Raw genomic sequence first — 12,772 nt, 5'->3', positions numbered from 1 at the left:
TGCTAGGAGTGTGGTCACGTCCTATTGAGAAGGATGGTGAACGGTGAGGGTAGGGCCTTTCATGACGGCACGAAAAACAGGCAGTTTGGCGGTAACGCTCGGGTTTTCCATGGCTTTCTTGGTGGCCTGTGGGGATCATGCCCCGACACGCGATCTGGAAGGCTACCCGGCGGACGAGATTTACGCTCGCGCGGAATATGAGATCACGCAAAAAGACTACGACGATGCGGCACAGTATTTCGCAGAAGTCGAACGTCTTTACCCCTATTCCGACTGGGCCAAGCGCGCTTTGATCATGCAGGCATTCTCTTATCATCGCGCCCGCGATTATGAGAACGCCCGCGTTTCGGCGCAGAGATTCCTTGATTTCTATCCGGCGGATGAAGATGCGGCCTATGCGCAATATCTTCTGGCGCTGTCCTATTACGACCAGATCGACGATGTGGGCCGTGATCAGGGGCTGACCTTCCAGGCGCTTCAGGCGCTGCGGGTGGTGATCGAGCGCTATCCCGACACCGAATATGCGCGTTCGGCGATTCTCAAATTCGATCTCGCTTTCGACCATCTCGCGGCGAAGGAAATGGAGATCGGGCGCTACTATCTCAAGCACAAACATTACACTGCCGCGGCGAACCGCTTCCGCGTGGTGGTCGAGCAATTCCAGACCACGCAACACACCGCAGAGGCGCTGCACCGTTTGGTGGAAAGCTACCTCTCCTTGGGGCTCGTCGAAGAGGCGCAGACCGCAGGGGCGATCTTGGGTCATAACTACCGTTCTACCGAATGGTATGCGGACAGCTACAAGCTGTTGACCGGTCACGGGCTTGAGCCGAAAGCCTTTGAAAACAACTGGCTCGGTGCCGTGTATCGTCAGATGATCCGCGGCGAATGGCTCTGAGGCTCAGACACAGATGCTGAGAAGTCTCGACATCCGGGACATGCTTATCATTGACCGGTTGGAGCTTGAGTTCCAGCCGGGTCTCAATGTGTTGACCGGCGAGACCGGCGCAGGGAAATCCATCTTGCTCGACAGTCTGGGCTTTGTGCTTGGTTGGCGCGGGCGTGCCGATCTGGTGCGTGCAGGCGCGGCGCAAGGCGAAGTCACCGCCGTGTTCGACCTACCCAAAGGCCATGATGCCGAAGAGGTTCTGGCCGAGCTAGGCATGGACACGGACGATGGCGAGTTGATCCTACGGCGGGTCAATACGGCAGACGGGCGCAAGACCGCGTGGGTCAATGACCGCCGCGTGTCGGGCGATGTGCTGCGCCGTCTTTCTGAAGTTCTGGTCGAGTTGCACGGGCAGCATGATGATCGCGGGTTGTTGAACCCGCGCGGGCATCGGGTTTTGCTCGATACATTCGGCGGGCTTGAGCCGCAACTGGCGAAGACCCGTCGCCTCTGGAAAGAGCTGGCAGCGGCGCGCAAGGCGCTTGCGGCCGCCGAGGCGGAGCAGGCGGCCCTGAAAGACGAGGAAGAGTTCCTGCGCCATGCTGTAGGAGAATTTGACGCGCTGGCCCCAGAGCCGGGCGAAGAGGCTAGGCTCGACGCGGAACGCCGCCTGATGCAATCGGCGGAGAAGATCGCGGCAGATGTCGCCAAGGCACATCAGGCGATTTCCTATGACGGGGGCGAGGGGATGCTCTCCGACGCGCTCAAATGGCTCGAAGGGGCGGCGGAAAAGGCCGACGGACGGCTGGACAATGCGATCGAGGCTTTGGGGCGTGCGCTCAACGAGTTGGCCGAGGCGCAATCCGATGTCGAGGATTGTATCGAAGCCCTGCGGTTCAACCCGCATGAGTTGGAAGCGGTCGAGGAACGTCTTTTTGCCATTCGTGGACTGGCCCGCAAACACAATGTTCTGGCCGATGATCTGCCCGCGCTGGCCGATGATTTGCGCTGCAAGCTGGCTGCGCTCGATAGTGGTGCAGGTGACATTGCCGCCTTGGCCAAAGCTGTGGCAGAGGCCGAAGCTGCATATGATGCAGCGGCAGGGCGGCTGAGTGCGGCACGGGCGAAAGCGGCAAGCGAGCTTGATGCGCTCATGGCGCACGAACTGGCGCCGCTAAAAATGGAACGCGCGGTGTTTTCGACCGAGATCACAGAGGGCGAACCGGGCGCGGAGGGGCGCGATGCCGTGGCCTTTACCGTGGCAACCAATCCGGGCGCTCCGTCCGGCCCTCTGGGCAAGATCGCTTCCGGCGGGGAGCTGTCACGTTTTCTCTTGGCGCTCAAGGTGTGTCTGACCCGCGATCAGTCCGGTGTGACGATGATTTTCGACGAGATCGACCGCGGTGTCGGCGGCGCGACCGCCGATGCGGTGGGGCGTCGTCTCAAATCGCTTGCGGAAGAGGGGCAGGTCTTGGTCGTGACCCATAGCCCGCAGGTGGCGGCTCTGGGCGGGCATCATTGGCGCGTTGCGAAACGTGTGGAGAATGGTGTGACCCTCTCCGAAGTGATTTTGCTGGATGATGCGGCACGGGTCGATGAACTGGCGCGGATGCTCTCCGGCGACACGATTTCAGAAGCCGCAAGAGAAGCGGCGCGCTCCCTTCTGGCGGGATAATTCCTTCACCAATTCTTAACCCGCCCGCGCTAGGGTCAAGCTGTTGTGACTGCTCCAAGGTCTCGCGTTTGGCGCGAAAGGTGAAACTCTTTTGCGCCAAACGTTTTGCAAATTGCGTTTCGGAAAAGGCCTCAGCGGCGCTTCCCGCGTGGTTTACGGCACGAGTTTTCCGGGGTTGAGGATGTTTTTCGGATCCATCGCCGCTTTGATCTGTCCCATCAAGTCCCAAGCCGCGCCGTGTTCTTCGGGCATGAGGCTTTTCTTGCCCATTCCGATCCCGTGCTCGCCGGTAATGGTCCCGCCAAGCGCCAGCGCACGTTCGGCCATCCGGTGCGCGAGGCGTTTGCCCTCTTTGATTTCGGCTTCGTCATTGGGATCGACCAGCAAAATCGCGTGGAAATTGCCATCGCCCACATGGCCCAGAATCGGCCCGTGAAGCGGTGAGGCGGCAATGTCTGCGCGGGTTTGTTCGACAGCTTCGGCAAGTTTCGAGATCGGCACGCAAATGTCGGTGACAACGGCCTTTGTCCCTTTGCGGAGTGCCAGACAGGCCCAATAGGCGTGGTGGCGCATGGTCCAGAGCGCGGTGCGATCTTCGGATTTTGCGGCCCATTCGAAATCCGAGCCGCCGAAATCATGCACGATCTCGCCGAACATCTCGACCTGTTCCGCGACCGTGGCCTCCGAGCCGTGGAATTCCACGAACAGATGCGGTTTGAGCGGGAAGTTCGCGCCGGAATAGAGATTCACGGCATGGACGCTTTCGGCGTCGAGAAACTCGATCCGCGCCATCGGAAGCCCCACCTGAATCGTGGCAATCACCGCCTCGACCGCCGGACCGATCTCTTCAAAGGAACAGACCGCGGCGGAGATGGCTTCGGGCTGTCCGTGAAGGCGCACGGTCATTTCCGTGATCAGCCCCAACGTGCCTTCGGAGCCGACAAAGAGCGAGGTGAGGTCATATCCTGCGGCGGATTTGCGCGCGCGGCTTCCGGTGCGGATGATTTTGCCATCCGCGAGCACCACCTCAAGCCCTGTGACGTTTTCTTTCATCGTGCCGTATTTGACCGCAGTCGTCCCCGATGCCCGCGTCATCGCCATGCCGCCAAGGCTGGCATTGGCGCCCGGATCGACGGGGAACATCAGCCCCGTGTTGCGCAACTCGACATTGAGGGCCTCGCGCGTGATGCCGGGCTGTACCACGGCGTCCATATCCGCGTCATTGACGCGCAGCACCTGATTCATACGGCTGAAATCAACCACCAGCCCGCCGGATGTCGCAAGGGTTTGGCCCTCAAGCGAGGTGCCCGCGCCGAAAGCCGTGACGGGAATCCCGTGTGCATGACATATTTTCATGATTTCCGAAACTTCTGCCGTGGTTTCGGGATAGGCGACCGCCTCGGGCGGGGTGGGGGGAAACCATGTCTCGGACAGACCGTGTTGATCGAGTTCGGACTTGGATCGTGTGAGCCGACCCTCTAAAACGGAAGAAAGCTCGGCATAGGCTGTGTCAATCATGGGACTCACTCGTCTGTTCAGGTCCGATGACCATAATGGACGTGGGCAGGCAGGAAAAGCCGACAGGGCAACTACGCTGAAACACGAAGGGATCGCGCAAATGGCCGAGGAGAAGACGTCATATCCGGCAAAGGCTATGGCCGAGATTCGTGAAGGTCTCTCCGATGCGCTTGATCTGGTCCGCAGACGTGGTCCGAGTCAGATCCAGTTCTGGTTCATTGCGCTTTTGATCGGGATTGCCTCCGGCTTTGCCGCCTTGGGCTTCCGCAAGGGAATCGACCTTCTTCAGGGCATGTTGTACGGCACGCCCGACCTGCGCCATTTGCACACATTTGCCAGCGATTTGCCGTGGTATTGGGTCTTGTTCCTGCCGGTCTTTGGCGGGCTTGTGGTGGGCATCGTGTTGAACTGGTTCACGCCGGACGGGCGGGTGCGTTCGGTCGCGGATGTGATCGAGGGGGCCGCGCTCAATCAGGGGCGGGTGGAGAAACGTGCAGGTCTGGCCTCGGCCTTTGCCTCTTTGATCACGCTCTCGACGGGCGGGTCGTCGGGGCGCGAAGGGCCGGTGGTCCACCTCGCCGGTGTGATCTCCACATGGGTGTCGAACCGGCTTCATGCTGACGGGATCACGGGGCGCGACCTGTTAGGATGTGCGGTGGCGGCGGCGGTGTCCGCCTCGTTCAACGCGCCGATTGCGGGGGCATTGTTCGCGTTGGAAGTGGTGCTGCGCCATTTCGCGGTTCATGCTTTTGCCCCCATTGTCATTGCCTCTGCCGCAGGGACGGTGATCAACCGGCTGGAATTCGGGGGTGTGACGGAGTTCACGCTGGCCGCCGAAGGGGCGTTGAGTTTTTATGTCGAATTGCCCGCCTTCCTGATCCTCGGCCTGCTCAGTGGCCTCGTCGCCGTGTTGATGATGCGCTCGATTTTCATGGCGGATGATTTCGGCTCGTGGGTGCAGGAGAAACTGCACCTGCCGCCCGTGCTCAGACCGGCCTTCGCGGGGCTTTTGCTCGGCCTCATGGCCATCCAGTTTCCGCATATCATCGGGGTTGGCTATGAAACCACATCGGCGGCGCTGACGGGGCATCTGCTTTTGTGGCAGGCGGTGGTCTATACGGTGATCAAGGTGATTGCCGTTTCCATCACCATGGCGGGCCGGATGGGTGGCGGGGTGTTCTCGCCCGCGCTGATGGTGGGGGCTTTGACTGGGCTGTCTTTCGGCCTCGTGGCTACAGCGATTTTCCCGACCGTCTCCGGTACAGCCACGCTCTACGCTCTGGCCGGAATGGGGGCTGTCGCCGCCGCGGTTCTGGGCGCGCCGATTTCGACCACCTTGATTGTGTTTGAACTCACTGGCGACTGGCAAACAGGGCTTGCGGTGATGGTCGCCGTGTCTTTGTCCACGGCGCTTGCCTCGCGCCTTGTGGATCGCTCGTTCTTTCTCACGCTTCTGGAGCGGCGGGGCGTGCATCTGGCCGCAGGGCCGCAGGCCTATCTCTTGGCCACGGTGCGGGTGCATCAATGCTACCGCGCACCGGATGCGCCACGGGCAGCACCTGAGGCGGCCTGTCGCGAGTTGATTGCTCAGGGGATTTACCTGTCCCCCAATGCCACGCTTGAACGCGCCATGCCTTTGTTCGAGAAGAACAACCTGATCTTCATTCCGGTCGTGACGCTGCGCGAGGAGACGGGACCGGAACTGCATGGGGCGCTGTTTCACGTCGATGCGCTTCGGGTGTTTTCACGCAAACTGGCGGAAACGGCGGCAGAAGAACATTCCTGACATGACAAACGCGGGCCAGAGACCCGCGTTCATGTGTGTTTTTAAAGCGTTTTGTGCCAGCCCTGCGCCACGATTTCCACGAAGGCTTGAGGCTGTCGGACCAGCTCAGAGCTGTTCGACTGCGGCTTTCTGGGCATAAAAGGCGATGTGATCCTTGATCGCTGCGGCCACTTCATTGGGGGCCTCATAGGTCCAGGCCGCATTCTTGATCACCACGGATTTTGTGTGAATGTCGTAATGTTTGGCCGTGCCTTTGAACGGGCAGGCCGCGACCGTGTCGGTTTCTTCCAGAAATGCCATGGCAAGGTCTTCGCGCGGGAAATAGATCACCGGCGGGTAATCCCCTTCGGTCAGTTCCAGCGCTCTGGCGCTTTCACCAAGCACAGCGCCACCGGCGCGCACAACCCATTTTCCCGCGGCGGGGCGAATTGTAATATGGTCTCCCATGTCTTTGTCCTTCTTGTGTCATTATCGAGCACCCGAAGACGTTTTGCGAAAAATAAAATGGTTTTCGAAAAGCGTCCCGAGCGGGCGCCGATGGTGTGATCCTTTCAAAACGTGCGGTGCACGTTGATCTCGAAAGGGTTCTATCAGGGTTTTTGTATCAGGTATATGTCAGACGGGGGTCACGGCTTGTCGCAGCCAGATGCGGGCCTGTTCGGACACGCGGTCTTTGAGCTTTTCCCAGACGGTTTCGTGATAGTCGTTGATCCAGTCGCGCTCCCACGGGGCCAGTTCGTCCGCAAGGATCAGGTTGCGGTCGATGGGCACCCATGTCAGCGTTTCGAAGCTGAGCATGTCGCGCCCGTCCGCGCCTGCGATATCCGGCGCTTTTTGCGTGGCGATCAGGTTTTCGATCCGGATACCGAAGGCGCCTTCGCGGTAATACCCCGGCTCGTTGGAGAGGATCATCCCCTCTTGCAGAGGCAGCAGGGATGTCCGCGAAATCCGTTGCGGGCCTTCGTGGACCGAGAGGTAGGAGCCGACTCCGTGGCCTGTGCCGTGGTCATAGTCGCGCCCCATCCGCCATAGCGGCGCACGCGCCAGCGCATCAAGATGGCCACCAGCCACGCCACGCGGGAAAGCTGCGGTGGAGATGGCGATCATGCCCTGCAAAACGGCGGTAAAGGCCGCGCGTTCCTCAAAACCGGGATCACCCAGAGCAATGGTGCGGGTGATGTCTGTCGTGCCGTCCTGATATTGCGCACCGCTGTCGATGAGCAAAAGCTCCCCCTCACGCAGCGCGCGGTTGGTGTCTTCGGTCACGCGGTAATGCACGATGGCCCCGTTGGGGCCGGAGCCGCAAATCGTGTCGAAGGAAATCTCCTTGAGCTGATTGGTGGCGGCGCGGAAGGATTCGAGGGCTTTCACCACTTCGATTTCTGTCAGGTTCTCGGGCGGCTGTTCGGAGAGCCACGAAAGAAATTCGACCATCGCCGCTCCGTCACGCAGATGCGCCTCGCGGGTGCCTGCGATCTCTTCGGGTGTCTTGCAGGCTTTGGGTAGGATGCAAGGATCATCGCCTTCGACAATCTCGGCATTTTTCAGCATGGTTTTGACGGCGAAAGGTGCGGTGTTCGTGTCCACAAGCACGCGACAGGTCAGCTCTTCCAGAGCTGTGCCGAAGGCGGCGCGGGGCAGGATGGAGATGCGCGGGTCAGGGCCGAGATCGGCGTATTTCGCTGCATCATCAAAAAGCATCAGCCGCCCCGTGACGGTGAGGATGCCAAAGGCCTGCACCACCGGATTATGCGCAATGTCGGAGCCGCGTATGTTCAACAGCCACGACAGGCTGTCGGGCAGGGTGAGCACCGCGGCTTCGGCCCCTTGTGCGGCTACAGCGTCTCCGATCTCGGCGAACTTCTCCTCGGAGGTCTTGCCGGTCAGTTCCACAGGCTGCTTGCTCACCGGCGCACTGGGGCGTGCGGGGCGGTCGGTCCAGATACGGTCCACGAGATTGCTGGTGGCGATCATCTCCTTGCCCGTGCCGAGCAGGGTTTTACGCAGACCTTCCACCTCTCGAATGCTGTGCAGCCAAGGGTCGAAACCGATCTTCGCGGCATCGGTTTTCAAAAGCCATGTGCCCAGCAAGGTGGCGGGCCAGTCGATATAATCGAACAGTTTCGGGTCACATTGCGCCCGCACCTGTACCGTGTAGCGCCCGTCGGTGAAAATAGCGGCTTGGGAGGCGAGCATCACGGCAAACCCTGCCGATCCGGTGAACCCCGTCAACCATGCCAGACGTTCGTCACAGGGGGCCACATATTCGCCCTGATGGGCATCCGCACGAGGCACAAGAAACGCGTCCAGCCCCGCATCCAGCATCTCTTTGCGCAGCGCAGTCACGCGCGGGGCGGCCTGTTCGGGGCGGGTGGTCACATCAAAGCTTTGGAACATTTTGCAATGGTCCTTCCATGGTCATAATCGCGGATCATTCGACAGGCGCTCAGGAGGCGCGGCGCATTCCCATCACGCGGGCACGTGCCCGCGGGTCGCTGTCGAAAAGCGAGGCAAGTTGTTCTGTCATGGCGCCTGCCAGCTGTTCGGCATCGGTGATGGTCACGGCGCGATCATAGTAGCGCGTCACATCATGGCCGATCCCGATGGCCAGCAGTTCCACCTGTTTGCGTTTCTCGATCATGGCGATCACGTCACGCAGGTGTTTTTCGAGATAATTGGCGGGGTTGACGGACAGGGTGCTGTCATCCACGGGCGCGCCGTCCGAGATCACCATCAGGATCTTGCGCGCTTCGTGACGACCCACCATCCGGCGATGCGCCCATTCGAGCGCCTCCCCGTCGATATTCTCTTTGAGTAGCCCCTCTTTCATCATTAGACCCAGATTGGCCCGCGTCCGGCGCATGGGGGCATCGGCGGATTTGTAGATGATGTGGCGCAGATCATTCAGGCGTCCCGGCTGTTGCGGGCGGCCCTGTCCGAGCCACTCCTCGCGAGACAACCCGCCTTTCCATGCCCGTGTGGTGAAGCCCAGAACCTCGACCTTGACGTTGCACCGTTCCAGCGTGCGCGCCAGAACATCGGCGCAGATCGCGGCAATCGAAATCGGGCGTCCGCGCATGGAGCCGGAATTGTCCAGAAGAAGCGTCACCACAGTGTCGCGAAATTCCGTGTCTTTTTCGACCTTGAACGACAGGGGCGTTGTCGGGTTGGCCACCACACGCGCCAGACGTCCGGCGTCGAGAATACCCTCCTCGCGGTCAAATTCCCAAGACCTGTTCTGTTGCGCCTGAAGGCGGCGCTGCAATTTGTTGGCCAGCCGCGAAACGGCACCCTTGAGCGGTTCAAGCTGCTGGTCAAGATAGGCGCGCAGGCGTTCAAGCTCGGCCGGTTCGGCCAGTTCCTCGGCCATGATTTCTTCGTCATGGGCGGTGGAAAAGACCTGATAATTCGGGTCGGCATCGGACACAGGCGCGGGCTGGGGCGGTTCGACCTCGGCCTCGTCTTGCGGCAGCTCGACCTCTTCGGAGAATTCCTCGTCAGCCAGATCATCCGAAGACACTGTGGCCTCCTGCATGTCCTGTTGCTGCTCCTGCGTATCTTCCGCGCTGGCCTCGCTGTCGTCTTCCTGTTCCTGATCCTCGCCCTGATTTTCCGGCTCTTCGTCCTGCTCCTCGGTCTCGGCGGATTGATCCTCCTCGGGATCGGTCGCATCCGGATCATCGCCAAGCTGGTCCCCGTAACCCAGTTCCTCGATCACGCGACGGGCGAGGCGGGCAAAGCCTTGTTGGTCTTCCAGCAGGACGTCGAGATCCTCGAACGTGTCCTGTGTCTGCCCGTCGATAAAATCGCGCCAGAGATCGAGCACGTTTTCCGCCGCTTGCGGCAATTCGCGTCCGGTCGCCTTTTCGCGCAGGTAATAGCCCATCGCTTGCGCCAGAGGGGCGTCTTCGCGCTTGGTGATGCCGTCATATCCGCGCCGTGTGGCCTCATTGCCGATCTTGGCGTCGATATTCTTGCCGGTGCCGGGCATGTAGCGCGCACCTGCCGCTTCGCAGCGGGCGGTTTCCAGCGCGTCGTAGATTTCAAAGGCCATCTGCCCCGGAGGCGCATAGCGTTGGAAAGTGCTCTGGTCGTGAAACTTGTGGCGCAGAGCCAGCGCATCCGCCGTGCCGCGCGCGATCAGCACTTCCTCTTTCGACATCCTGCGCGAGACTTGTGGCAGGCGCACCGTGTCGCCGGAAATGCCCGCCGGATCCATAGAATAGGTGACAGTCAACTCGCCATCATCGGCGAGGACTTTCGTCGCTTCCGCGAGTGCTTTTTTGAATGGATCGGCCGGGTTGTCGCTGGGTTTGTTCATACCCTCGTTAAATCATGCGCGTGACAGTCGGGCAAGCGAAAGAGAAGCGCAGAAATGGAACAATGGCTGAGCGCGAGGTTGCACAGGTTCTGTGTTTTGGTGAACGTAAGTTGATCTTGAGTGTGCGATATGTGCGGAGTTAGGTTGCGAACAACAGCACAGACTACGTTTCCGACATTTGTCTGTGCGAAAATTGAAAAAGGAAATATGGTATGTCCAATCCGAAAATTGCTATTGTCATCGGCTCCACCCGTGACGCCCGTTTTGCTGACAAACCTGCCCAATGGCTTCTGGCCAAGGCGAAAGAGCTTTGCGCTGAGCTTGATTTCGATCTGGTCGATTTGAAAGACTTTGATCTGCCGATGTTCAACGAGATGGCGTCGAACCTCTATATGCCGTCCGCCGACCTCGCTGCGATCAAATGGCAGGAGAAAATGGCCGAATATGACGGTTATATCTTCGTGACGCCGGAATATAACTCGTCGATCCCGGCCTCGTTGAAAAACGCTCTGGATCAGGCCGGTAAGGAGTGGGTGCGGAAACCCGCTGCTGTGTTGGGGTATGGCTCCGTCGGGGCGGCTCGCGCGGTCGAGCATTTGCGTGCCGTGGCGGTGAATCTGCAAATGGTGCCGGTGCGCTCCGCCGTCTATATCTCCGGCTCCGATTTCTTCAAAGTCTCGCCGCTTGGGGCCAATGCGGCCATGTCCGAGATTGAAGCCGGCATCCTGCCGTCGCTTGAGGCCATGCTCAGTGATCTGACGTGGTGGACCAAGGCAACGAAAACCGCCCGCGAGGCATAAGCCCGCAGCGGATCACCCATTCAAAATAAACCCACGCACATTTCAGGTTAAGGGCCCGCCAGTTTGGTGGGCCTTTTCTGTGGGCTGTGTTCATCGTTTTCCTATCCGCCGAGCAACATCCCGCGACACTGGCGCATCTTTTCCTCGGCCAGTGCTTTGGCGCGTGTGGCTTCCTCTTCGTCAAAAGAGAAACGTGACACCGAGAGCAATGTGCTTTGCGCCACATGGCCCGCGATCCGCAGGTCTTCATAGGCGGGTGTGGCCTCTGGCGGGATCAACGCATCGAGCAAGGCCTGCATGGCCTGTTTGAGTGCGAAAATCTCCCGATCATCGTGATGTTGCGCCTCGGCGGACAGGCGTCCGGCGCAATAGGCGAACTGACGGGCGAGTGGATTGTCGGCGGGAAGTGGCGCTGCATGAAGCGGCAGAGGGGCGCACAGAGCAAGGCAAAAGACCGCAGCGGTGTAGGGGGCTGTGTCCTGTCGTCTCTCTTTGCGCGTCTGTTGTGTCATGGCCTTTGTCTGTCGCTGAACCAAAGCCGTTCGCGTGCCTGTGAGGCGGGATCAAGGTGAAAGACTCACGCGGTGAGAGCGGCTTGTTATAGTCAGGCTAGGCCGGTTTTCGGGTTCTGGCAATAAATTTGTATATACTGTGGATATACTTTGGCTATACCTTCCCGTGCGCAGGTCCGAGCCAATGACCTCTGCTGCTGATATTCAGGGCAGGGGCGTGCGGGAAACACACGCGCGCAAGAAAAAAGGCGGACCCGAAGGCCCGCCTTTGAATTCTCGGTCTTGAACAGTCTCAGCTTGCGACGGATGCCGCCGACTCGGGCAGTTCTTCGTCAAAGCAGCGCTGGTAGAACTCGGCGACGGTTTGCCGTTCCAGCTCGTCACATTTGTTCAGGAAGGTCAGGCGGAACGCATAGCCGATGTCGCGGAAGATCTCGGCGTTTTGCGCCCATGTGATCACGGTCCGCGGGCTCATCACGGTGGAGAGATCGCCATTCATGAAAGCGGTGCGGGTGAGATCGGCGACGGTGACCATCTGGCTGATCTGTTTGCGGCCTTTTTCGGTGTTGTAATGCGGTGCTTTGGACAGAACGATGTTCGATTCTGCATCATGGCTCAGATAGTTGAGCGTGGCCACGAGAGACCAACGGTCCATCTGCGCCTGGTTGATCTGTTGCGTGCCGTGGTAAAGACCGGTGGTGTCGCCCAGACCAACCGTGTTGGCGGTGGCGAAGAGGCGGAAATAGGGGTTCGGTGTGATGACCTCGTTCTGGTCCATCAGCGTCAGCTTGCCGTCATGCTCCAGCACGCGCTGGATCACGAACATCACATCGGCGCGACCCGCATCATATTCGTCGAACACGATCGCGCAGGGGTTGCGCAGTGCCCACGGCAGGATGCCTTCCTGAAACTCGGTGACCTGTTTGCCGTCTTTGAGCTTGATCGCGTCTTTGCCGATCAGGTCGATCCGCGAAATGTGGCTATCGAGGTTCACACGCACGGAGGGCCAGTTCAGGCGCGCGGCCACCTGTTCGATGTGGGTGGATTTGCCTGTGCCGTGATAGCCCTGGATCATCACACGGCGATTGTGGCTGAAGCCTGCAAGGATCGCCATGGTGGTGTCGGGATCGAATTTATAGGTGGGGTCGAGTTCAGGGACACGGTCGGTGGTTTCGGCAAAGCCTTTCACCGTCATGTCTGTGTCGATGCCGAACACGTCGCGCACGGAAATGGTTTCGGTCGGTTTTGCGTTCGCATCCATGATATTGCCC

10 protein-coding genes are annotated in these 12,772 nt (G+C 59.9%); 4 read left to right on the top strand and 6 right to left on the bottom strand.

The genetic code is table 11. From position 1 onward, the window contains the following. The first annotated feature begins 61 nt into the window (after nt 1-61). Nucleotides 62-898, top strand: coding sequence for an outer membrane protein assembly factor BamD (locus tag KO492_RS15040; protein WP_216045692.1), 837 nt, complete (start codon nt 62-64; stop codon nt 896-898). Nucleotides 899-911: 13 nt separating this feature from the next. Continuing rightward, nucleotides 912-2,564 carry a DNA repair protein RecN gene (gene recN, locus KO492_RS15035; RefSeq protein ID WP_216045691.1) on the top strand — a complete coding sequence of 551 codons (1,653 nt, stop codon included), beginning with the start codon at nt 912-914 and terminating at the stop codon, nt 2,562-2,564. 153 nt (nt 2,565-2,717) lie between these two features. Here the strand turns inward: recN and KO492_RS15030 are convergent, their stop codons facing one another. Beyond that, entirely contained in the window at nt 2,718-4,082 is a 1,365-nt protein-coding gene (locus tag KO492_RS15030; RefSeq protein ID WP_216045690.1) for an FAD-binding oxidoreductase, read from the bottom strand. Nucleotides 4,083-4,182: 100 nt separating this feature from the next. On the opposite strand from KO492_RS15030, the gene KO492_RS15025 reads away from it, so the two are divergent. Further along, nucleotides 4,183-5,868 carry a chloride channel protein gene (locus tag KO492_RS15025; protein WP_216045689.1) on the top strand — a complete coding sequence of 562 codons (1,686 nt, stop codon included), beginning with the start codon at nt 4,183-4,185 and terminating at the stop codon, nt 5,866-5,868. Between the two features lie 105 nt (nt 5,869-5,973). Here KO492_RS15025 and KO492_RS15020 read toward each other — a convergent pair whose 3' ends face one another. From KO492_RS15020 to cobT, 3 genes are all read right to left on the bottom strand, one after another. Then, on the bottom strand, nt 5,974-6,315 hold the full coding sequence (locus tag KO492_RS15020; RefSeq protein ID WP_216045688.1) for a DUF427 domain-containing protein: 342 nt from the start codon (nt 6,313-6,315) through the stop codon (nt 5,974-5,976). A 168-nt stretch (nt 6,316-6,483) separates the two neighbouring features. Then, nucleotides 6,484-8,265: an aminopeptidase P family protein gene (locus KO492_RS15015; RefSeq protein ID WP_216045687.1), complete on the bottom strand. Its 1,782-nt coding sequence runs from the start codon at nt 8,263-8,265 to the stop codon at nt 6,484-6,486. 49 nt (nt 8,266-8,314) lie between these two features. Further along, nucleotides 8,315-10,189 (bottom strand): cobaltochelatase subunit CobT, encoded by a 1,875-nt coding sequence (cobT, locus tag KO492_RS15010; protein WP_216045686.1) that lies wholly within the window; start codon nt 10,187-10,189, stop codon nt 8,315-8,317. A gap of 212 nt (nt 10,190-10,401) precedes the next feature. Here cobT and KO492_RS15005 point away from each other — a divergent pair, with 212 nt between their 5' ends. Then, complete coding sequence (locus KO492_RS15005) at nt 10,402-10,989, top strand: NADPH-dependent FMN reductase (protein ID WP_216045685.1); 588 nt, start codon at nt 10,402-10,404, stop codon at nt 10,987-10,989. Between the two features lie 101 nt (nt 10,990-11,090). Here KO492_RS15005 and KO492_RS15000 read toward each other — a convergent pair whose 3' ends face one another. Next, the gene (locus KO492_RS15000) at nt 11,091-11,501 is read right to left on the bottom strand and encodes a hypothetical protein (protein ID WP_216045684.1); all 411 of its coding nucleotides are present in this window, start codon (nt 11,499-11,501) and stop codon (nt 11,091-11,093) included. Between the two features lie 292 nt (nt 11,502-11,793). After that, complete coding sequence (gene cobS, locus KO492_RS14995) at nt 11,794-12,762, bottom strand: cobaltochelatase subunit CobS (RefSeq protein ID WP_231730542.1); 969 nt, start codon at nt 12,760-12,762, stop codon at nt 11,794-11,796. Nucleotides 12,763-12,772 lie beyond the last annotated feature (10 nt).

The organism is Celeribacter halophilus, assembly GCF_018860305.1.
GTDB classification, from domain to species: domain Bacteria; phylum Pseudomonadota; class Alphaproteobacteria; order Rhodobacterales; family Rhodobacteraceae; genus Celeribacter; species Celeribacter halophilus_A.
Note: the sequence above shows the minus strand (reverse complement) of the source record. Positions and strands in the feature narration are given on the sequence as shown.